Source organism: Prauserella flavalba, from assembly GCF_003202235.1.
Classification (GTDB): domain Bacteria; phylum Actinomycetota; class Actinomycetes; order Mycobacteriales; family Pseudonocardiaceae; genus Prauserella_A; species Prauserella_A flavalba.
The window spans coordinates 115,403-137,092 of the sequence record NZ_MASU01000015.1 but is presented as its reverse complement, the minus strand read 5'-3'; the positions used below and the strand labels follow the sequence as shown (position 1 = coordinate 137,092).

The window sequence follows — 21,690 nt, the reverse complement described above, 5'->3', positions numbered from 1 at the left end:
TGGCCCCGCGCAGCCGGCAATGGGATTGTCAGACGCGGCCTAGCCGCTGTCCCTCCACGATCTCGTCGCCGTGGATGTCGCCGGAGCGCAGGAAGAGCGCCGCGACGAGGCCGATGAGCGCTGTCCCGAGGAGGTACATGGCGGGCGCGACGGTCCAGCCGGTCAGGTCGATGAGGTACGTCGCCACGAACGGCGCACCGCCCCCGAACACCGCCGCCGGGATGTTGAAGCCGACGGCGACGCCGGTGGAGCGGACCGATGCGGGGAACAGTTCCGGCATCGCGGCGGCCGAGGCGGACAGGTAGGTCGCGGTGAGGACGCCGAGAGCGACCTGGCTTGCCATCGCGAGTGCCGGGTTGCCGACGGTGATGCCACCGAAGACCGGGAACACGAGCGCCGCGAACCCGAGTGCTCCGGCGATCAGCACGGGACGGCGGCCGACACGGTCCGACACTGTCGCGAGCACCGGTAGCACGATCATCGTGACGGCGGCGGAGACCAGCGTCGAGATGAGCGCGAACGTCGCGCCGTAGGAGTTGACCGTGCCGATGTAGGTCGGCATGTAGGTGAACACCGCGTAGAAGCACGTCGCGTGCATGGCGCCGATCCCGACGATCAGTGCGAGGCCGCGCTTGCGTTTGACGACCTCGCGGACCGGTGCCGCGCTGATCTGCTCGGTGCGGGCGAGCGCCTGGAACTCGGGGGTGTCCTCGATCTTCGCGCGGATGTAGAGGGCGATCGCCGCGAGGGGGGCGGCCATGAGGAACGGGATGCGCCAGCCCCACTCGGCCATGTCGTCCTCGCTCAGGACCGCCGTGACGCCGGTGACGGTGAGCAGGCCCGCGGTGAGGCCGACCGTGGTGCCGAACGTCAGCCAGCTGACGCCGAACGCGCGCCGGCCCGGTCCGGCGAACTCGAGCAGGAACGCGGAACCGGAGCTGTACTCACCACCGGCGGAGAACCCCTGGAGCAGCCGCAGGAACACCAGGATGACCGGCGCGGCGATGCCCCAGCTCTCGTAGGTCGGCAGGAGGCCGATCAGCAGGGAGCAACCGGACATCAGGCTGAGCACCAGAACCAGGACCTGCTTCCGCCCGATCCGGTCGGCGAGCGGTCCGAAGATGAGCCCGCCGAGCGGTCGCGCGAAGAAGGCCAGCCCGAAGACCGCGAAGCTGCTCAGCAGTTCGGCCGTCGGGTCTCCGGACGGGAAGAAGTTGTGGCCTATGTGGACGGCCAGGAAGCCGAACACGGTGAAGTCGAAGAACTCGATGGCGTGGCCGGCGGTCGCGCCCGTGATGGCGCGGGCCCGGCCCATCGGGGCCGACGCCGCCCCCGTGGGTGTGGTGGTCATGTTCGTCCTCTCGAGCCGACGCTGGCCCGGCGGTTCGCTGAGGCTCGCCGGCTGACGAGCCCTGTGATCGGCCCACAGGGTCACTACTGCATGCAGTGATTGTCAAGCCGCTTCGCCGACGGCCGTAGATGCACAACGCCGCACGGGAGAAGCCCGGACCAGAGGTGCCGGTCTCGGCATCGATGCTGTTCATGGCGGGTTTCCACGACTTCCACCGTCGACGGCCCGAGACAACCTCTCACTCTGATTGCATGCCGTAATGGGGTCGTTGTTCACAACTTCCAGGCAAAATATCGAGACATGCGCATTTTCTGCACACATTCGACAGCGAACGACGGTTGACACCAACGCCCCCGGATCGCAATATTGCATGCACTAATCGCCGACGACGACGAGGAACGCGATGCCAGACGATGCGAAACCCGGTGTGCTTCCCGGACCTCCGGCCCTGCGGACCACAGCCTGGCCGCTCCCCCTCGTCGTGGGCGGTCACGCCATCCTGGACGGCCCCGTCACGCACGTGGCGTCGCCGGCGTCGCGGACGGGCGGCCGCGGCGCGGTTCACGCCGACGCGGCGGTCGTGGCGGAGGCGGCCTCGGCCGCGGACGGTGCGCGCGGCGCGTGCGCGGCGATGTCACGGCGTGAGCGCGCACAGGTCCTGCGCGGCGCGGCCGGGTACCTCGGGACGCACCTCGAGGAACTCGCGATGTCGCTCTCGCTGGAGGTCGGGAAGTCGCTGCGGGACAGCCGCGGTGAGGTGGAGCGCTGTGTCGCGACGCTGGAGACCGCGGCGGATGCCGTCGCCGAGCTCGGCGGTCACGAGGTGCCCGTGGACGCGGTGCCCGCCGGCGCGGGGCGGCTCGCGTTCACCGTGTGGGAGCCGGTCGGGGTCGTGGCCGCGATCGCCGGCTTCAACTTCCCGCTCCTGCTGGCCGTGCACAAGGTCGCGGCCGCCGTCGGAGCGGGCTGCCCGGTGCTGCTCAAGCCCAGCGAGCGGACGCCGTTCACCACACTCGTGCTCGCCGAGGCCGTCGTCGCGAGCGGCTGGCCGCCCGCCGCGATCAGCATCCTCAACGGCGGCCCCGACGTCGCGATCGCCCTGTGCGAGGACCCCCGGGTGCGCCTGGTGAGCTTCACCGGGAGCTCGGCGGTCGGCGCGAAGATCGCCGAGCGAGCGGGGCGGCACCTCAAGCGCGTGGTGCTGGAGCTGGGTTCCAACGCGGCGACGATCGTCGCCCCCGACGGCGACCTCGCTCTCGCGGCACGGGCCTGCGCGGCCGGCGGCATGGCATCGACCGGGCAGTCGTGCATCTCCGTGCAGCGGGTCATCGCCCACCGCTCCATCGCGGACGACCTCGCCCGCCGCATCGGCACGGAGGTCGAGGCACTGACCACAGGTGACCCGCTCGACCCCGGCACCGCCGTCGGCACCCTGGTCGCCCCCGAGGAGACCCGCCGGGTCGCCGCACTCGTGGAGGACGCCGTCGCACACGGCGCCGAGGTGATCACCGGAGGTGTCACGGGCGGTGAGCTCCGGCCGACCGTGCTGCTCGACGTCCGGGAACCGGCGCGGCTCTGCCAGGAGGAGGCTTTCGGACCGGTCGTCACCGTCCTGCCCTACGACGACCTCGACGAGGCCGTCGACCTCGCCAACTCCACCCCGTACGGCCTGATGGCCGGTGTGTTCACCGCCTCGATCGACACCGCCCTGCGCGTCGCGCGCGGCGTCGAGAGCGGCGGGGTGCACGTCAACGACACGTCGAACTTCCGCGCCGACAACATGCCGTACGGCGGGGTGAAGGCCAGCGGCATCGGCAAGGAGGGGCCCGCCTCCGCGATGCGTGAGATGTCCGTCGAGAAGGTCATCACCTTCCGGCTCCCCGGCTGAGCCGACCACACAAGGGAAACGAACCAGATGAGCACCGACCAGGCCGATGTGGTGATCGTCGGCGCAGGCCTCGCGGGAGGCATCACCGCTGCCACGCTGACCGCGGCAGGACTTCACGTTGTCTGTCTCGAACAGGGCGGCTGGCCCGACTACGACAAGGCCCGCGCCGACTTCCCCGACTACGAGGTCACCGCCGACCGCTACTGGGCGCGCGATCCGAACACCCGCCGCGCGGAAGCCGACTACCCGGTCGACGACACCGACTCCGACATCTCCGCCCTGATGTGGAACGGCGTCGGCGGAGGGACGGTACTGTACTCGGCGAAGTGGCACCGGATGACGCCCGGCGACTTCCGGGTGCGCAGCCATGACGGGGTCGCCGACGACTGGCCACTATCCTATGAGGACCTCGAACCGTACTATGTGGAGGCCGAACGGCAGCTGGGCGTTTCCGGGCTCGCGGGCAACCCCGCCTATCCCGCAGGAGAGGGACCGCCCAACCCGCCGGTCCCCATCCGCGCCGCAGGGCGCCGCATGGCGAAGGCCCTCAACGAGCTCGGCTGGCACTGGTGGCCGGGCGGCAACGCGATCTCCACCCGCGACTACCGCATGCTGAGCCCCTGCCGCCAGCACGGCACCTGCATGTCCGGATGCCCCGAAGGCGCCAAGGCCTCCACCGATCTCACCCACTGGCCGGCGGCCATCGACCGTGGCGCGGACCTGCGCACGGGCGCCAGGGTCACCAGGGTGCTCGTCCGGGGCGACCGGGCCACCGGCGTGGAGTACGTCGACCGCGAGGGCAGGCTGCACAAGGTCGAGGCGCGCGCCGTGATCATGTGCGCCAACGGGATCGGCACCCCGCGCATCCTGCTCCTGTCCGCGACCTCCGAGCACCCCGACGGGCTGGCCAACTCCTCCGGGCTGCTCGGCAAGCGGCTGATGATGCATCCCTTCGGCGCCGTCGCCGGTATCTTCGACGAGGACCTGGCCACCCATTCCGGGTCCTGGGGCCAGCAGATCCAGACCATGCACTTCTACGAGTCCGACCCCGCACGCGGCTTCGTGCGCGGCGCCAAATGGGGGCTCCAGCCCACCGGCGGCCCGCTCGGCCTCACCCGCTCCTACCCGTGGGGCCAGTCACCGGAACCGATGTGGTTCGAGAACTTCCACGACACGCTCGCGAGCCGCCTCGGGCACGCTCCGATGTGGAGCCTCATCGCCGAGGACCTCCCCCACGAGCACAACACCGTCACGCTGTCGTCCGACCTCGCCGACTCCGACGGCCTGCCGGGCGCCCGGCTCGCCTACACGGTCGACGAGAACAGCAAGCGCCTCATGGACTTCCACGTCGCCCGTGCGGTCGAGTCCTTCGAGGTCGCCGGAGCCAGGGAGACGATCGTCGGTCCGCACGTGCGTGCCAGCGGCTGGCACCTCATGGGCACCGCGGTGATGGGCGACGACCCCGCCCGCTCCGTGACCGACCGCTTCGGCCGCGCGCACGACATCCCCAACCTGTTCATCTTCGACTCCAGCACCTGGGTCACCTCCGGTGGCGTGAACCCGGCCGCGACACAGGCGGCACTGGCCCTGTGGTCCAGCGACGCCTTCCTGCGCCAGGGGCAGCTCTCCAGGCGCGACCTGCGGACAGGAGCCGCCGCATGACCACCTCGCCAGAGTCCAGCGGACTCGACCAGACCGTCCTCACCGACGAGGAACGCGAGGCCGTCTACCTCATCGGGGAGACCCTGATCCCCGAGGGCGGGTCCGGCCCCTCCGCCGACCAGGCGGCCGTCGCGACCCAGTTCATCGACCGGTTCTTCGAACTCCGGCCCGACCTGCACAGCGGTTTCCGCGAGCTGCTCGCCGAGGCCGACCTGAAACGTCCCCGGGAGTGGTGCGAGCGACTGGAACGACAGCGGCCGGCGGACTTCTCCACGCTGACGTTCGTGATCGCCGGCGCCTACCTCCTCAGCCCCAAGGCGCGCGGCTGGCTCAAGTACGAGGGGCAGGTGGGCGAGTACCAGGACGGCTCCCCTCAGCCCGAGTACGCCGAAGGCGGCCTGCTCGACCCGGTCATCGCCCGCGGCCCGATCTACCGCGCCACCACGTGGACCCGGGACGGCACGGGCGGGGCGGCGGCCACCGGGTGACTCATCGCGGGCAGAATGACACGCCATGCGGACCGTCGGGGTCGACCTCGCGGCGGAGCCCCCGTCCACGGCGGTGGCCGTGCTCGACTGGGGTCCAGGCGGCGCGCGCGTGACCGACACGGAGCTGCCCGCCGACGACGACGCGGTACTGCGCCACGCCGAGCACGCCGACAAGGTGGGGATCGACTGCCCGCTCGGCTGGCCGGACACCTTCGCCGGCTTCCTCCAGGCACAGCGGGAGGACCCCGCCGGACTCGACTGCGGGCCGCCGGGTGCGGCGTGGCGCCGGTCGCTGGCCTACCGGCACACCGACGAACGGGTACGCGAGCTGACCGGGCTCGTCCCGCTCAGCGTCGCCACCGACCGGATCGGCCTCACCGCGATGCGCGCGGTACGCCTGCAGGCCCTGCTGGCCCAGCGCGGTCACCCGGTCGACCGGACCGGGAGCGGGCTGGTCGTCGAGGTCTACCCCGCCGCCGGCCTGCGGCACTGGCGTCTTCCCCACCGCCGTTACAAGGGCGGCCGGAACCGCGCGGCACTCGACGCCCTCGTGTCCGCGCTGCAGCAGGCGGCGCCGTGGCTCGATCTCGCCGGCCACGCGGACCTGTGCCGGCGCCACGACCACGTGCTCGACGCGGTGATCGCCGCCCTGCTCGCCCGCGCCGCCGCCCTGGGCCTCACCACCACGCCCACCGAAGCCGAGACACCGCGGGCGCGTACGGAGGGCTGGATCGCCCTGCCCACCTGCGCTCTCGACCGGCTCCGGTCCTGACGAGCCGCACCGGGGACGACGCCGATCGGAGCAACGCCCCGGACGTCCGGCCGGTACTCTGCCCGGATGGCGGAGGAACCCGGCAGGAACGTGCGGCGGTCCCTCAACGCGGGGCCGAAGGCCGCTGCCCGCAATCGCGCCGCCCTGATCGGCGCCGCCCGGGAGATCTATGCCGAGTCCGGTTTGGCTGCACCGCTCTCGGCGATCGCGCGCAGAGCCGGTGTCAGCCAGGGGGTGCTGTACCGGCATTTTCCCGACCGGGACACGGTGGCGGCGGCGGTTCTCGAGGAGAACGTGCGCCAGATCGAGGACGCCGCCGGGAAGGAGGACGCGTCCCTGGCCGGGGTTCTTGGCGTGGTCACCTGGCACCTGACCGAGTCGGCGGCCTTCATCAGCCTGCTGCACCCCGACGGGCGGCACCGGGGCGACCGGACTCACGCACTCGCCGAGGACCTGTCCAGGCGGGTCGAGCGCGCCCTGCGGGTACACCTTCCGGAAGGTCACCGGTTGAGCGCCGCGGACGATCTGATGCTCGCCGTCGCGATGGTCTCCGGTGCCGTGACCGGCCCCACGCGCGCGGAGCGGGAACGCCGGGCGCTGGACGCCTGGCGGCTGCTCGGCATCGAGGTGGGACCGGTACGGCCCTTCGGCGGGTGACCACGAGGAAGTGTCAGCCCCCGTTGGACTGCCGGATGCCCTTCGCCGGCGCCTCGAAGGCGTACAGGTAGCCTCCGGCCGGTCCGCTGACGGTCAGGTAGGCCGTCCGCTCGCCGGGCCTGATGGCGACATTGGTCGCCGATTCCAGGCCTTTCGCGCCCGCGGGGACCTCGATCGTCGCCAGGTGCCCGCCGTTCCGGTCGTACACCACCATCGCGGGCCTGCCGTGCAGCGCCTGGTAGATGTTGCCCGCCGCGTCCACGGCGATGGAGTCGGTCTGGGCGATCCCGCCGTCGACGTGGACCGCGGTGTGCCGGGAGGCCGTCTCGCCCGCGTCGCCGAGGCGGAGGTAGGAGATCCGGTTCCGCGTCAGTTCGCTGATCCACAGCCCGCGGAAGTCCTCGTCGAAGGAGATCCCGTTCGTCGCGCCCAGGCCGTCGGCCAGAACGGTGGCCTCCCTGCCCTCCCGGTCGATCCGCACCACCCGGCCCCGGTCCTGCCCCTCGGTCAGACCGCGTGAGTCGCTGACGTACAGGTTGCCGTCCTCGTCGAAGGCGAGGTCGTCGGGATTCATCGGCGAGCCGTCGACGGCTCCGGAGAAGAAGGTCCGCGGATCGCCGCCGTCCGGCGCCAGGCTCACGATCTCGCCGTGGGCGAAGTCGGTGAGGTAGAGCCGGCCGTCGTACGGACTGAACTGGGCGGAGGTGTAGGCCCCTCGCCCATCGGTGTGGAGCGCCCGCGACGTCTTCTTCCGGACGTCGACGCTCAGCACCTTCGGCTCGCCGGCGGGGGCGGTGACGTCCACGACGATCAGCTGTCCGTCCTCGTCGAACACCGGCCCTTCCAGCAGGGTCATCCCGGTCTCCTCGTGCACCTCGGTCAGCCGCATGACCTCGTGCGCGCGGATGACCTTGCCCGGGTTCGCGGAGTGCGCCCCGCTTCCGGTCTCATGCGCGGGCAGGCCGCATCCGGTGAGGGCCAGCGTGCCGATCGTGGCGATCAGGGCGAGCGGCCTCATCGGGCTTCGTCGCATCGGGGATCCCTTCCGTCGTCGTACAACCGGACAACGTTGTCCGGTTTGCTGTTAGAGTACTGGAGGAAGGCTTGCGTGCGGGGGGACGGACTTCTCAGGCCGGTTCCCCGCACGTCCGCGAACCGGCAGAACCGACAGGATTGAGACCCCGTATGACAGCTCTTCAGCCTCGGTCCACGGACGGTCTGGCCGCACTCCGGGAGCGCTATCGCCGCGAGCGCGAACGCCGCGTGCGCCCCGACGGCCACAACCAGTACCGCGCCGCCGACGCCGAATTCGGCTACTACGCCGCCGATCCGTACGCGGAAGCGCCGGTCGAGCGCGAGCCGGCGCACGACGCGGTCGACGTCGCGGTCGTCGGCGGCGGATTCGGCGGCATCCTCGCCGGAGCACGGCTGCGGCAGCAGGGCGTGCGACGCGTCCGCATCATCGAGACGGGTTCCGACTTCGGCGGCACCTGGTACTGGAACCGGTACCCGGGCGTCCACTGCGACATCGAGTCGCACGTCTACCTGCCGATGCTCGACGAGACCGGATACGTGCCCGAGTGGAAGTACGCACCGGGCGAGGAGATCCGGCTCCACGCGGTCCGCATCGCGCAGAAGTTCGACCTCTACGCCGACGCCCTGTTCGCCACCACGGCCACCTCGCTGACCTGGAACGAGGCGGCGGAGACCTGGACCGTCACCACGGACCGGGGTGACGCCTTCGAGGCCACCTACGTCATCACCGCCACCGGCACCCTGTCCGAGCCGAAGCTGCCCGGGATACCGGGCATCGAGTCCTTCGAGGGCCACACCTTCCACACCTCGCGCTGGGACTACGCCTACACAGGGGGCACCCCCGAAGGCGGTCTGACCGGACTCGCCGGCAAGCGCGTCGGGGTCGTCGGCACAGGCGCGACCGGTATCCAGGTCATCCCGGTGCTGGCCGAGGATGCCGGACACGTCTACGTCTTCCAGCGCACTCCCTCCACAGTGGACGTGCGGGCCAACCGGCGCACCACTGCCCGCGACGTCGGCGCCGACCACGAAGGCTGGGCACGCGAGCGCCGCGACAACTTCCTGCGCATCGTGTCGGGCGAGCCGAGCGCCGAGGACCTCGTCGCCGACGCGTGGACCTCGTCCGCGGGCCTGCTGGAGAAGCTGCTGCCGAGCTTCCGCCGCGAGGGCGACCGGGCGGAGTTCGAAGCCGCCTACGAGGCGGCCGACGCGGCCAAGATGGACGAACTCCGCGCCCGCGTCGAGCAGCTGGTCAACGATCCCGGCACGGCCGAGAAACTGAAGCCGTGGTATCGGTACGCCTGCAAGCGACCCACGTTCTCGGACCTGTACTACCCGGCGTTCAACCGCGACAACGTCACCCTCGTCGACACCGCGGACACCCACGGCATCACCCGCATCACCGCGCGCGGAGCCGTCGTCGACGACACCACGTACGAACTGGACTGCCTGATCTTCGCCACCGGCTTCTCCGTCGGCTCGTCCGGCGTCCTCTCCGGCAGGCTCCCCGTCCACGGCCGCGGCGGCATCCAGCTGCTGCACGCCTGGGCCCAGCAGGGTCCGCGCACCCTGCACGGTTTCACCAGCCACGGCTTCCCGAACCTGATCCAGCTGGGGGCCGTGCAGAACGCCAACAGCGTCAACTTCACGCACATCCTGGACGAGCAGGCCGGCCATGCCGCCGCCCTCGTCGCGGCGGCCGAGACCGCGAACGCCCTGCTCGAACCCTCCCGGCAGGCGGAGGACGACTGGCTCGCCACCCTGGCAGAGGACGCCCCCGACCACGAGTGGTTCCACGCCGAATGCACCCCCGGGTACTACAACCGCGAGGGACGGGGCCGCCCCAACGGCCCCATCTCCTACCCGCACAGCGCGTTCGCCTTCCACGAGCTCCTGCGCCGCTGGCGGGAGAGGTCCATGAACGACGTGCTCCAGCCCAGAGCCGCCCCGCCACGCACACGCCACTGACGGCCCGGCACGGGCCTGCACGGGCGCATGGTGCCGATCGCGACGAACGACGACCGACGCCGCGAGGAGTTGCACCGCCGGCACCAGTCGGGCGGACCGGCCACGCGAACCGGACGAACCGGCTAATCTCCCGGCTGTGACACGTAGCCGATGGATGTACCTCGCGATCGGGTTGGTCGCCGTGCTGGTCGCCGGCCTGCTGGTCTGGCGGCCGTGGACCGCGGGCGCCGATCCGTGCTCGGCCGCGGTCACCAGCACCGGCAGGCTGCCGGCCGCCACCTCGTTGGCGGAGCTGGCCAGCCCTGGGGAGCGGGAGATCGTCACCTCGGTTCAGCCGCCGTTCGGTCAGCAGCGGGCCGCCGTCCCCCGGTCCGGGTACCCACGGCCGGGCGTGGGCGGGACGGTCGTTCTGGAGTCGGCGGACGGGGCCGTCGGCGCGGTCGACGCGCGGACCGGCGAGCGGGTCTGGGCGTTCGAGCAGAACGGGACCGTCTTTGGCGCCGCCAAGGCCGGCGGCGGCATGGTGCTGCTCCAGCAGGCGGACGGCTCGCCCGCCACCGCCATCAGCATCGGCATCGAGGACGGCCAGGTCCGCGGCTGCACCACTTTCCCCGAGGGCGAGCCCGCGGCCACCGGCGCCACCGTGGTCGCCGTCGCCGAGCGGACCGTCGCACTCCTGCGCCGGGACGACACCGGCGGCGCCACGCTGTCACTCGTCGACCCCGCCCGCGCCGAGCCCGTGTGGACGCGTGAGGTCGACCTTCCTGACAACGTCGAGTACGCGTCGGCAGCGGGCGACACGATCGTGTTCGGCGCCGCGGGTACCGACCCGACCAGCGCGTGGCAGCTGGCCGTCGACGAGCGGGGCACCGTCACGCCCGAGGACCTGCGGCTGTACGCGTTCTCCGCCACCGACGGCGCACCGCTGTGGGACTACGCGCACGAGGACTTCGCATCGCAGGTCGTCGGCATGGCCTTCGGCACGGTGGTGGTACGGGCGAGCCGGTTCGACGAGCACGGCGGCCGCTTCGCCAACCGGCTGATCGCGCTGGACGCGCGGACCGGTGAAGAGCTGTGGTCGGCCGAGCAGCCCGCCAGCTCGGCGACCTACTACGAGCAGAGCACCGTGTTCGGCGACGTCGTGGTCAGCTCGGAGTCCGATCCGCAGCGCGGCACGTTCGTCCACCTCGCCGCCCGCGACCTCACGACCGGCGAGGAGCTGTGGCGGATCCCCAACCGGATCACGAAACTGGAACGCGCAGGCCTGGTCGGCGACCTCGCCATGATCCCCGGCAAGACGGGCCGGGGGATGGAGCTGGTGAACGTGCGCACCGGCGAGTCCCGCACCGCGTTCGACGGCCTCTCGGTCAACAGCACCTCCGCCGACGGCACGAGCATCGGCGTCGAGTTCCACCTCAGCGGCGAACAGGTGCTGGTCACCTACGAACGGCTCGGGTAGCGCGCTGGCCCTCAACGGCCGGGAGGACTGACCGGGCGGCCCTCCAGCGGGGTGGACAGCACCATCGTGCTGGAGGGCTGGCCGTAGGGGGCGAGCCGGTCGATGAGGTTCTCGAACGCGGGCATCGACTCGGCCGCGACCTTGAGCAGGCTGCACGCGTCCCCGGTGACCCGGTGGATCTCCAGGACCTCGGGCCACCGCGGCAGCTCCGGATCGCGCAGGACGCATTGCGGGCCGTAGCAGGACATCCGGATGAAGGCGATCACCGGCCTGCCCGCCTTGGCCAGGTCCACGTGCGCGCGGTAAGCGGTGATCACCCCGCTCTCCTCCAGCCTGCGGACCCGTTCGGCGACCGCGGGCGAGGACAGGTGCACCCGGCGGGACAGCTCGCTGAAGGACAGCCGTGAGTTGGCCTGAAGCTCGTTCAGCAGCACCCAGTCCAGGTCGTCCATGCCGTTTTCCAATCCGAAAGCAATCCAGGGTGATCTCCTTCAGATAGTAGGCACAGTGCCTCGTCGGCCTTCGATCGAGCCTTCAGTTGATGCAGCCGCCTTGAGAGCATGGATCCAGCCAGTGAGGAGGAGATCCGTGCAACGCGCCTCAGACATCCCGGCCGTCGCGGCGTCGAACGAGCCCGAGCGCACGCGCAGGGCCGCGGCCAACGCGGGCGATCCCACGCTCGACTTCGAGCGCGTCCCCTACGACGAATACGTGCACGCCAGCACGCTGCATCGACTGCAGCGCACGCTGAGCGACGACCCTGGCGAGATGTCGTTCCTGATGATCAGCCAGGTCATGGAGCTCTACTTCGGACTCGTCCACTTCGAACTCGGCGTGGCCGGGGAGCGGCTGCGCGCCGACGACGTGTGGGGGTCGTTGCTCCCGCTGCGTCGCGCCGCACTGCACCTGGAAGGGCTCAACGCCGGCTGGCAGACCCTGCGCTGGATGACCCCGGGTGACTTCAACCGCTTCCGCGACCTGCTCGGCGAGGGATCCGGGTTCCAGTCGGCGATGTACCGCAAACTCGAGTTCCGGCTCGGGCTCAGGACCGCGTCGCTGATCCGGCCGTTCCGCAACCAGCCCGCCGTCCACGCCGACCTGGAGGCCTCGCTCGCGGCGCCGAGCCTGTGGGACGACGTGATCGGCGTGCTCGCCCGCCACGGCCACGACATTCCCGGCTCCGTGCTCGACCGGGACTTCGCCGAGGAACACACACCGCATCCGGCGGTGGAGCAGGCATGGGTGCGCACCTACCGCGACCAGGGGCCGGGCAACCACCTGAGGATGCTCGGCGAGTCGCTGACCGAGGTTGCCGAGCAGTTCGGCGACTGGCGCTACCGCCACCTCCAGGCGGTGCAGCGCTCGATGGGCGCCCGCGTCGGCACGGGCGGATCGAGCGGACTGGCGTGGCTGCGGCGCAGCATGGAGCGGACGGTGTTTCCCGAGCTCTTCTCCGCCAGGACGGTGATGGACTGATGGACACGACGGAGGCAGGCGCCCGCGAGCTGGACCTCGGCGACCCCGGCTACCGCGACCGCTTCGCGGTTCCGCCCGCCGAGGGCGGCGGCTACCCCGAGACGGCCTACTTCGCCGGGAACTCGCTGGGGTTGCAGCCGCGCGCGGTGCGGGCCGAACTGCTGGAGGACCTCGACGACTGGGCCCGGCTCGGCGTGGAGGGACACCTGGAGGCGCGGCGGCCGTGGCTGCCCTACCACTCGCTGCTGACCGAGACCGCGGCGCGGCTGGTCGGGGCGCTGCCGAGCGAAACCGTGATCATGAACTCGCTGACGGTGAACCTGCACCTGCTGATGGTGTCGTTCTACCGGCCGCGCGGACGGCGCACGAAGATCCTCATCGAGGACTCGGCGTTCCCCTCCGACAGCTACGCCGTGCGCAGCCAGGCCCGCTTCCACGGCCTGGACCCGGACACCACGGTGGTCCGGCTCGACGGCGGCGAGGTGCTCGACTTCCTCGCGCGCGAGGGCGACACGGTCGCGCTGGTGCTGCTCGGCGGGGTCAACTACCTCACCGGCGAGCTGCTGGACATCCCCGCGATCACCGCCGCGGGGCACGCGGCAGGCGCCGTCGTGGGCTGGGACCTCGCGCACGCCGCGGGCAACGTGCCGCTGCGGCTGCACGACTGGGGCCCCGACTTCGCGGCCTGGTGCTCGTACAAGTACCTCAACTCAGGCCCGGGAGCCGTCGCGGGCGCGTTCGTGCACGAGCGGCACCACGACAACCCGGAGCTGCCGCGGTTCGAGGGCTGGTGGAGCACCGAGGAGGCCACCCGCTTCGAGATGGCACCGGTGTCCCGCCCACCGTCCACCGTGGAGGCCTGGCAGATCTCCAACCCGCCGATCCTGGCGATGAGCCCGGTGCGCACCTCGCTGCGGATCTTCGACGAGATCGGCATGGACACCCTCAGGGCGCGCAGTCTCCGCCTCACCGGCTACCTGGAGATGCTGCTGGAGGAAACTCTCGCGACGCGGCCGGTCACCCTGCTCACCCCGCGCGAGGCCGAGCGGCGCGGGTGCCAGCTGTCGCTGCGCGTCGACGACGCCGCCACGATCGCCCGGCGCCTGCGCACCGAGCACGGCGTCTGTGCCGACGTGCGCAACCCGGACGTGGTGCGGATCGCGCCGGTCCCCCTGTACTCGACCTACCACGACTGCTGGCGGGCCGCGACCGCGCTCGCGGCCGTGATCGGAGGACGACCATGAGCGACATCGCCGTCGTCGGCGGCGGCCTCGCCGGCAGCCTGCTGGCGTGTGTACTCGCCCAGCGCGGCGAGCGCGTCGTCCTGTACGAACGGCGTCCCGACCCTCGTGGCGGCGCCGCCGAGCGGGGCCGTTCGATCAACCTGGCGCTGTCCGAGCGCGGGCTGAGCGCGCTACGCGGCGTCGGACTCGACAAGCAGGTGCTGGCCGACGCGCTGCCGATGCGCGGGCGCATGATCCACCCGGTCGCCGGGGAGCTGGATTTCCAGCCCTACAGCGCGGACGGCGAGCGGGCGATCAACTCGATCAGCCGGGGTGCCCTCAACAACGTCCTGCTGGACGCCGCCGATCCCGCGGTGGAGATCCGTTTCGAGCACCGGCTGTCCGCACTGGACCCGGTCAGCGGCGAGCTGACGTTCGAGACGCCGGATGGCGAGATCCGCGCGCGAGCGGACGTGATCCTCGGTGCCGACGGTGCCGGCTCCGCCGTCCGCGGTCAGCTGGTCGCGCACGGCGTGACCACCGAAACGCTCGACTTCCTCGACTACGGCTACAAGGAGCTGACGATCCCTCCCCGCGAAGGGGAGTTCGCGCTCGACCCCGGGGCACTGCACATCTGGCCGCGCGGGCGGTCGATGATGATCGCGCTGCCGAACCCCGACAGATCGTTCACCTGCACGCTGTTCTGGCCCACCAGCGGCACGTCCGCGTTCGCCTCGCTATCCAGCCCGGCCGCGATCGAGCGGTTCTTCGCCGAGCACTACCCCGACGTGCCGCCACTGGCTCCCGGGCTGGTGGACGACTACCAGCACAACCCGGTCGGCCTGCTCGGCACCGTGCGATGCGCGCCGTGGCAGTACGGGCGGGTCTGCCTCGTGGGCGACGCCGCCCACGCGATCGTGCCCTTCTACGGGCAGGGCGCGAACTGCGCCTTCGAGGACGTCGTGGTGCTCGGCCGGTGCCTGGACCGCGCCGGCGGCGACTGGGCGCGGGCACTGCCGCTGTTCGAGTCCTCGCGGCGCGCCGACACCGAGGCGATCGCCCAGATGGCGCTGGCGAACTTCGTCGAGATGCGCGACAAGGTGGCCTCTCCCCTGTTCCGGCTCGGCAAGCGCGTCGAGCACGCGCTCGAACGCCTGGCGCCAGGGCACTACGTCTCGCGGTACGAGCTGGTGTCGTTCTCCACCACCCCCTACGACCGCGTCCGGCGGCGCGTCCGTGCCCAGCACCGCGCACTCGCGGCGGCGGGGCTCGGGCTCTCCGCGGCGATCGCGGGGGGAATCGTCAAGGCGAGGAGGAAGCCGTGATCGTCCGCAACCACATCGACGGCGAGTTCACCGGCTCCGCCCGCACCTTCGCCAACACCAGCCCGGTCACCGGGAAGGTCCTGGGCGAGGTCGCCGAAGCCGGCCGCGCCGATGTCGACGCCGCGGTGGCCGCCGCCAGGGCCGCCCTGCGCGGCCCGTGGGGCCGCACCACCGAGCTGGACCGTGCGGCCGTCCTGCGCCGGGTCGCCGACGAGATCGAGCGACGTTTCGACGACCTGGTCATGGCCGAGGTGTCGGACACCGGCAAACCGGTGAGCCAGGCCCGCACCCTCGACATTCCCCGTGGGGCGGCGAACTTCCGGGCGTTCGCCGACCTGGTGAGCACCGCCGCCGGCGAATCGTTCCTCACCCCGGCGCCGGGTGGCGGGAAGGCGCTCAACTACGCCGTGCGCAAGCCCGTCGGCGTGGTCGCCGTGATCGTGCCGTGGAACCTGCCGTTCCTGCTGCTGACCTGGAAGGTCGCTCCGGCGCTGGCCTGCGGCAACGCGGTGGTGGTCAAGCCGTCGGAGGAAACCCCGTCATCGGCGGCCCTGCTCGCGGAGATCATGACCGCTGCCGGGGTGCCGCGGGGCGTCTACAACGTCGTGCACGGGTTCGGTCCGGACTCCGCGGGCGAGTTCCTCACCACCCACCCCGGCGTCGACGCGATCACCTTCACGGGCGAGTCCGGCACGGGCAGCACGATCATGAAGGCGGCCGCCGACGGCGTGAAGGCGGTGTCGTTCGAGCTGGGCGGCAAGAACGCGGGCCTCGTGTTCGCCGACGCCGACCTGGACGCCGCCGTGGCGGGCAGCGCGCGGTCGTCGTTCACCAACGGCGGACAGGTGTGCCTGTGCACCGAACGGCTCTACGTGCAACGGCCGGTGTTCGAGGAGTTCACCGAGCGGCTCACCGCGCACGCCTCCGAGCTGCGGTTCGGCCTGCCCGCCGACGACGGCGTGACCACCATGCCGCTCATCTCGCGCGCCCACCGCGACAAGGTGCTGGGCTACTACGAGCTGGCGAAGACCGAGGGCGCCACGGTGCACACCGGTGGTGGCCTGCCCGTGTTCGGCGACGAACGCGACGGCGGCGCCTACGTTCAGCCCACCGTGCTCACCGGGCTCCCACCCGGCGCGCGGACGAACCGGGAGGAGATCTTCGGGCCGGTGTGCCACGTGGCTCCCTTCGACGACGAGGAGGAGGCCTACGCACTCGCCAACGACAGCGACTACGGGCTGGCGGCCGCGGTCTGGACGCGCGACGTCGGCCGCGCGCACCGCGCCGGAACCGCTCTCGACGTGGGGCTGGTGTGGGTCAACACGTGGTTCCTGCGCGACCTGCGCAGCCCCTTCGGCGGGATGAAGGCCTCCGGGATCGGCCGCGAGGGCGGGCACCGCTCGCTGGACTTCTACACCGAGACCACCAACGTGTGCGTCGGCTTCCAGGAGGGACGATCGTGAGCCAGGCCAGAACCGTCACGGGCAAGGCGACACCACGCGGCAGGTTCCCCCACGTCAAGGTGTCCGGCGGGTTCGCCTACGTGTCCGGCACCAGCAGCCGCAGGCCCGACAACACCATCGCCGGCGCGAGTGTCGACGAGCTGGGCACCACCACCCTCGACATCCGGGTACAGACCCGGGCGGTGCTGGAGAACATCCGCGACATCCTCGCCGAAGTGGGCGCCGGCCTCGGCGACCTGGTGTCGGTGACGACGTACCTGGTGTCGATGAACGACTTCGGCGGCTACAACGAGGTCTACGGCCAGTTCTTCGACGAGGAGGGCCCGGCCCGCACCACGGTGGCCGTGCACCAGCTTCCCCACCCGCACCTGCTGATCGAGATCTCCGCCATCGCACGGATCCCCGAGGAGGACGAACGATGACCAGCTTCCCCGAGCCGATCGACTTTTCCGGCTGGCTCAAGGAGAACGAGGACCAGCTGCGCCCGCCCGTGAACAACAAGCAGATGTTCCCGGCCGGGAAGGACTTCATCGTGCAGGTGGTGGGCGGCCCCAACCAGCGCACCGACTTCCACGTCGACTCGTACGAGGAGTACTTCTACCAGGTCAAGGGCAACATGCACGTCGACGTCGTCACCGACGACGGAGTGCGGTCGGTGCACGTTCGCGAGGGCGAGATGTGGCTGCTGCCCGGCAACCTCCCCCACTCCCCGCAGCGGCCCGAACCCGGCTCGATCGGCGTGGTCATCGAACGGGTCCGGGAGGAGGGCACGCTGGAGAAGTTCCAGTGGTACTGCCCGGAGTGCTCCGCGCTGCTGCACGAGGTCGAGCTGCAGGTCCGCGACATCGTGGCCGACCTGCCGCCGGTGTTCGCGAAGTTCTACGCCGACGAGCGGGCCCGCACGTGCGAGGCCTGCGGCACCCTGCACCCGGGGAAGGGCTAGCCGGGGATGACCGACCTCGTCGACATCCACACCCACCTGGTGCCCCACGGCTGGCCCGACCTCGGGGCGGGCTGGCCGTGGCTGCGGATCGACTCCGAACGCGACGCGATGATCATGGTCGGGCAAACGGAGTTCCGCCCCGTCGGGCCGCAGGCCTGGGACCCCGCGACCCGGCTCGCCGACATGGACGACGACGGGGTGAGCCTGCAGGTCGTCTCCCCCACGCCGGTGTTCTTCGGCTACGACCGGCCTGCCGCCGAGGCGGTCAAGGCGGCCCGTGTCCTCAACGACGTCACGTTGGAGACACTGGCCGGGCACGACCGGTTTCTCCCGTTCTGCCAGGTGCCGCTGCAGGACCCGGACGCGGCGTGTGAGGAGGTGGACCGGTGCCTGGCGGCCGGGCACGCGGGGGTCGAGATCGGCAACCACGTGGGCGAGAAGGACCTCGACGACGCGGGCATCGTCACGTTCCTCCAGCACTGCGCCGCGGTAGGGGCGCCGGTGTTCGTGCACCCCTGGGACATGCCCGGCGGGGCCCGGCTGGACCGCTGGATGGCGCGGTGGCTGACGGGGATGCCTGCCGAGACGCACTTGTCGGTGCTCGCGCTGATCCTCGGCGGCGTCTTCGACCGGGTCCCTGACACGCTGCGGCTGTGCTTCGCCCACGGTGCCGGGAGCTTCCCGTTCTGGCTCGGCCGCGCCGACAATGCCTGGCACCGCAGGGGCGATCTCGTGCGAGGACGTTCCGAGCGTCCGCCGAGTGAGTACACGCACCGGTTCTTCGCCGACTCGGTGGTGTTCGACCCGGCGGCGCTGCGGCTGCTGGTGGACACCCTCGGCGAGGACCAGGTGCTCGTCGGCAGCGACTACCCGTACCCGCTCGGCGAACGGCCGGTGGGGCGGGTGGTGCACGATGCCGGGTTCCTCACCGGCGAGCAGCGGGAGAAGCTCCTGTCGGGCAACGCGCTCAGGTTCCTCGGTCGAGCGTGATGGGCCGCTCGATCCTGACGCGGCCGGCGCCGGAGCCCGACGAGGAGCTGCGTTACGGAGGACAGGTCGCGGACGTGTGGCTGCCGGTGACGACCGGGAAGCCACTGATCGTGCTCGTCCACGGCGGGTTCTGGCGCGCGGAGCACGACCGGACGCACATCCGCGTGCTGTGCCGGGCGTTGCGGGACGCGGGCTGGCCGGTCGCCGCATCCGAATACCGCCGCGTGGCCGGAAACCCCGGCCAGACCGTGGCCGACATCCGCACCGCGCTGTCGGTGCTGCCGGAACGGCTCCCCGCCAACGGGGTCGTCCTCATGGGACATTCCGCCGGTGGTCACCTCGCGCTGTGGGCCGCGTCCACGTACCCGCCACGCGGACTGCTCGGCGTGATCGCCCTCGCGCCGGTGGCGGATCTGGCGGCGGCACACGAGGCACACCTGGACGACGGCGCGGTCGCCGACTTCCTCGGCGGCGCGCCCTCGGCCCGTCCGGACCTCGACCCGCGGCTGCTCGACGCACCGCCCTGCCCGGTCGTGCTGGTGCACGGCCGCGACGACACCCTGGTGCCGGTCGCGCAGAGCCGCTCCTACGCCGCCGCGCACCCCGGGGCACGCCTCGTCGTCCTGCCGGGAATCCAGCACTTCGAACCCATCGACCCCAGCAGCACCGCGTGGCCGGTCGTCCTCGCGGAGTTGAAAGGACTCAGCCGTTGACACACTGGACCGTCGACCACGCCGCACAGGTTCTCGCCGAAGCCGAGCGAGCACGCACCGACCGGCCACCCCTCACCGCCGAATGGCCGGAACTCGATCTGGACACGGCATACCAGGTCCAGCACCGGCTCGTGGGCCACAAGACGGCGAACGGTGAGCGGGTCGCCGGAGTCAAGCTCGGCCTCACCTCCCGCGCGAAGCAGCGGCGCATGAACATCGACTCGCCCCTGACCGCATGGCTCACCGACCGGATGTCACTCGGCCCCGGACTGCCCCTCGACACGACCACGCTGATCCACCCCAGGGTCGAGCCCGAGATCGTGTTCGTGCTCGGCCGGCGGCTCTCCGGCCCCGGCGTGACGGCCGGACAGGCGCTGGAGGCCGTCGCCGAGGTCCGCGCAGGCCTGGAAGTCATCGACAGCCGATATGTCGACTACAAGTTCGCCCTTCCCGACGTGGTCGCCGACAACGCCTCGTCCGCGCGGTTCGTCGTCGGCGCGCACGTGTGCCGCCCCGAGGAGCTGGCCCTCGACCTGGAAGGCTGCGTCCTCGACGTCGACGGCGAGGTCGCCGATACGGCGACCGGCGCGGCGGTCCAGGGCCACCCCGCGGAGGCGCTCGCACTCGCGGCGAACTCCCTGTGGGAGCGGGGTATCGCCCTCGAACCGGGCTGGATCGTGCTGACCGGCGGCCTGACCGACGCCGTACCCGCTCGAACGGGCTCGTCGATCACCGCACGGTTCACCCACCTCGGCGACCTCACGCTCGACTGCCGGTGAGCCGGGAGGCGCGGTGCTGTATCTCCTGCTGGCGGGGGCGCGTGCGGCGTGAGCCGAACGATAGGGATTCCGTGTGGTTGGTGACGGACCGGATCGTCTTCGGCGAGCGGCGTTCTGCTTCCAGTACGTGGTGGACTTCTACGCCGACATGATCTCCTCGCGCACGACGAGCCCTACGACTGGTCTCATCGGCCACTCGTGACCGTGTTCGAGGACGCCGTGGAACACATTGGTTCGCGACTTCGATGCAAGCCACGACGCAAACACTGGAAATCGGCGGCGACACGGGAGCGCGACTGGAATTGGCCGTTGTCTGATCGCCATGATGAGCACCGTGGGGAAAGCAGGATGCGCGTGGACGTGGGCGTCCTGGTCCTTGCCGTACTGGTCATCGGCGCGGCCACAGAGTTGCGCCGAGGGTGTTTGTGGCGGCTCCGCGCGTGCTCGCCGCCGTGGGGATCGGCCTCCGTATGGTGTGGGTCGCGAGGCCGGTGGTTCCGGCGCCGCGACCTGCCGTTCGTCGTCGCGGCGGGCTGCTCGGCGCGGGCGGCCTTAGTGCGACGGGACCCGGCGGGGCGCTCAGGGCAGGTAGAGGTCGCGCGGTCCCGTGTCCACCGCCTCGACCTCGCCGCCGGAACGTTCGGCCAGCCAGTGCTCGAAGGCGTTGACGTCGGCGTCGGTGACGGCCACGGTGAGCGTGACGTCCGCGCCGTACTCGACGTCGCACAGCAGGTACGGCGAGTTGCGCAGGTCGTGTTCGAGCCGCCCGGCACGGTCGTGCGGCACGGCGACCAGCAGCTCGCGATGGCGGACCCGCCGCAACTGGCCGACGAGGTCCAGCGTCTCGGCCAGCGCTCCGGAGTAGGCCCGAACGAGACCTCCCGCCCCGAGCTTGACGCCACCGAACCAGCGCGACACGACGGCGACCACGTCGGTCAGCTCGCGGCGGGCCAGCACCTCCAGCATGGGGAGCCCCGCGGTGCCGGCGGGCTCACCGTCGTCGTTGCCGCGTGCGATCAGCCTGCCCGAGCCGGGATCGCCGATCCGCAGCGCGGTGCAGTGATGATTGGCGCCGGGCCCCGCCTTCCGGACCCGAGCGATCATTGCGGCCGCTGCCTCGAGGTCGGTGATCCGTGCCACGACGCACCGAAACCGGGACCGTTGGATCTCGATCTCGTGCTCACCGTCCCGAGCGATCACGCGCATGGCGGTGTCCCGGCTTTCCAGCGCACACCCACGCAAGCGAGTCTAGCCTCCAGCCGTGATCACCCGCTGGCGCAGCTGCTCCCTGAACCGCGTGCGACACACGCCGCGAGGTGCTTCCTTCGCGGGGGCGCGATCGGCGACTATCCACAGTGGAAGGAACAGCCGTGTTCGGCTGTGACGACGATGTGCCTACCAGGCCCACGCGGTCACGGTCGGCGATCGCCGGGAAGATCCTGCGTGTCGGTGTCGGCGGGCGACGCGGCGGCGGACTCGCGACGGCGGAGCGTCCTAC

General features: G+C 71.3%; 20 protein-coding genes. 16 read left to right on the top strand and 4 right to left on the bottom strand.

The features are described from left to right. Positions 1–28 precede the first annotated feature (28 nt). Complete coding sequence (locus tag BA062_RS32815; protein ID WP_245960119.1) at positions 29–1,351, bottom strand: MFS transporter; 1,323 nt, start codon at positions 1,349–1,351, stop codon at positions 29–31. Positions 1,352–1,754: 403 nt separating this feature from the next. Between BA062_RS32815 and BA062_RS32810 the strand changes: the two genes are divergently transcribed. From BA062_RS32810 to BA062_RS32790, 5 genes are all read left to right on the top strand, one after another. Next, positions 1,755–3,239, top strand: coding sequence for an aldehyde dehydrogenase family protein (locus BA062_RS32810; protein WP_110343020.1), 1,485 nt, complete (start codon positions 1,755–1,757; stop codon positions 3,237–3,239). Between the two features lie 27 nt (positions 3,240–3,266). Then, on the top strand, positions 3,267–4,901 hold the full coding sequence (locus tag BA062_RS32805; RefSeq protein ID WP_110343019.1) for a GMC family oxidoreductase: 1,635 nt from the start codon (positions 3,267–3,269) through the stop codon (positions 4,899–4,901). Continuing rightward, entirely contained in the window at positions 4,898–5,389 is a 492-nt protein-coding gene (locus tag BA062_RS32800; protein WP_110343018.1) for a hypothetical protein, read from the top strand. The genes BA062_RS32805 and BA062_RS32800 overlap by 4 nt, the downstream gene beginning before the upstream one ends. Before the next feature lie 25 nt (positions 5,390–5,414). After that, positions 5,415–6,161 carry a DUF429 domain-containing protein gene (locus BA062_RS32795; RefSeq protein WP_110343017.1) on the top strand — a complete coding sequence of 249 codons (747 nt, stop codon included), beginning with the start codon at positions 5,415–5,417 and terminating at the stop codon, positions 6,159–6,161. A gap of 66 nt (positions 6,162–6,227) precedes the next feature. Next, positions 6,228–6,818 (top strand): TetR/AcrR family transcriptional regulator, encoded by a 591-nt coding sequence (locus tag BA062_RS32790; RefSeq protein WP_110343016.1) that lies wholly within the window; start codon positions 6,228–6,230, stop codon positions 6,816–6,818. A gap of 13 nt (positions 6,819–6,831) precedes the next feature. Here BA062_RS32790 and BA062_RS32785 read toward each other — a convergent pair whose 3' ends face one another. After that, on the bottom strand, positions 6,832–7,836 hold the full coding sequence (locus BA062_RS32785; RefSeq protein ID WP_210407063.1) for an SMP-30/gluconolactonase/LRE family protein: 1,005 nt from the start codon (positions 7,834–7,836) through the stop codon (positions 6,832–6,834). A 167-nt stretch (positions 7,837–8,003) separates the two neighbouring features. Between BA062_RS32785 and BA062_RS32780 the strand changes: the two genes are divergently transcribed. Together BA062_RS32780 and BA062_RS32775 are read left to right on the top strand one after the other, a co-directional pair. After that, a complete protein-coding gene (locus BA062_RS32780; RefSeq protein WP_110343014.1) occupies positions 8,004–9,821 on the top strand; it encodes a flavin-containing monooxygenase in 1,818 nt (605 codons plus the stop codon). A 136-nt stretch (positions 9,822–9,957) separates the two neighbouring features. After that, positions 9,958–11,280, top strand: a complete 1,323-nt coding sequence (locus tag BA062_RS32775) for an outer membrane protein assembly factor BamB family protein (protein ID WP_146240117.1) — start codon at positions 9,958–9,960, stop codon at positions 11,278–11,280. 11 nt (positions 11,281–11,291) lie between these two features. Here BA062_RS32775 and BA062_RS32770 read toward each other — a convergent pair whose 3' ends face one another. Next, positions 11,292–11,732 (bottom strand): Lrp/AsnC family transcriptional regulator, encoded by a 441-nt coding sequence (locus BA062_RS32770; RefSeq protein ID WP_110343012.1) that lies wholly within the window; start codon positions 11,730–11,732, stop codon positions 11,292–11,294. A 136-nt stretch (positions 11,733–11,868) separates the two neighbouring features. On the opposite strand from BA062_RS32770, the gene BA062_RS32765 reads away from it, so the two are divergent. The 9 genes from BA062_RS32765 to BA062_RS32725 are packed head-to-tail and all read left to right on the top strand — an operon-like array spanning position 11,869 to position 20,192. Further along, positions 11,869–12,756 carry a tryptophan 2,3-dioxygenase gene (locus BA062_RS32765; protein WP_245960118.1) on the top strand — a complete coding sequence of 296 codons (888 nt, stop codon included), beginning with the start codon at positions 11,869–11,871 and terminating at the stop codon, positions 12,754–12,756. Next, entirely contained in the window at positions 12,756–14,000 is a 1,245-nt protein-coding gene (gene kynU / locus BA062_RS32760) for a kynureninase (protein WP_110343010.1), read from the top strand. Before BA062_RS32765 ends, kynU begins: the two co-directional genes overlap by 1 nt. Next, complete coding sequence (locus tag BA062_RS40350) at positions 13,997–15,304, top strand: FAD-dependent oxidoreductase (protein ID WP_110343009.1); 1,308 nt, start codon at positions 13,997–13,999, stop codon at positions 15,302–15,304. The genes kynU and BA062_RS40350 overlap by 4 nt, the downstream gene beginning before the upstream one ends. Beyond that, positions 15,301–16,767 carry a 2-hydroxymuconic semialdehyde dehydrogenase gene (locus tag BA062_RS32750; RefSeq protein ID WP_210407062.1) on the top strand — a complete coding sequence of 489 codons (1,467 nt, stop codon included), beginning with the start codon at positions 15,301–15,303 and terminating at the stop codon, positions 16,765–16,767. The genes BA062_RS40350 and BA062_RS32750 overlap by 4 nt, the downstream gene beginning before the upstream one ends. Then, positions 16,764–17,189: a RidA family protein gene (locus tag BA062_RS32745; RefSeq protein WP_110343007.1), complete on the top strand. Its 426-nt coding sequence runs from the start codon at positions 16,764–16,766 to the stop codon at positions 17,187–17,189. The genes BA062_RS32750 and BA062_RS32745 overlap by 4 nt, the downstream gene beginning before the upstream one ends. Continuing rightward, positions 17,186–17,710 (top strand): 3-hydroxyanthranilate 3,4-dioxygenase, encoded by a 525-nt coding sequence (locus BA062_RS32740; RefSeq protein WP_110343006.1) that lies wholly within the window; start codon positions 17,186–17,188, stop codon positions 17,708–17,710. Before BA062_RS32745 ends, BA062_RS32740 begins: the two co-directional genes overlap by 4 nt. A 6-nt stretch (positions 17,711–17,716) precedes the next feature. Continuing rightward, entirely contained in the window at positions 17,717–18,700 is a 984-nt protein-coding gene (locus BA062_RS32735) for an amidohydrolase family protein (protein ID WP_110343005.1), read from the top strand. Then, complete coding sequence (locus tag BA062_RS32730; protein ID WP_110343004.1) at positions 18,700–19,413, top strand: alpha/beta hydrolase family protein; 714 nt, start codon at positions 18,700–18,702, stop codon at positions 19,411–19,413. Before BA062_RS32735 ends, BA062_RS32730 begins: the two co-directional genes overlap by 1 nt. Continuing rightward, entirely contained in the window at positions 19,410–20,192 is a 783-nt protein-coding gene (locus BA062_RS32725; RefSeq protein WP_110343003.1) for a 2-keto-4-pentenoate hydratase, read from the top strand. The genes BA062_RS32730 and BA062_RS32725 overlap by 4 nt, the downstream gene beginning before the upstream one ends. Before the next feature lie 579 nt (positions 20,193–20,771). Here BA062_RS32725 and BA062_RS32720 read toward each other — a convergent pair. Then, positions 20,772–21,398: an IMPACT family protein gene (locus BA062_RS32720; protein WP_110343002.1), complete on the bottom strand. Its 627-nt coding sequence runs from the start codon at positions 21,396–21,398 to the stop codon at positions 20,772–20,774. Positions 21,399–21,690 lie beyond the last annotated feature (292 nt).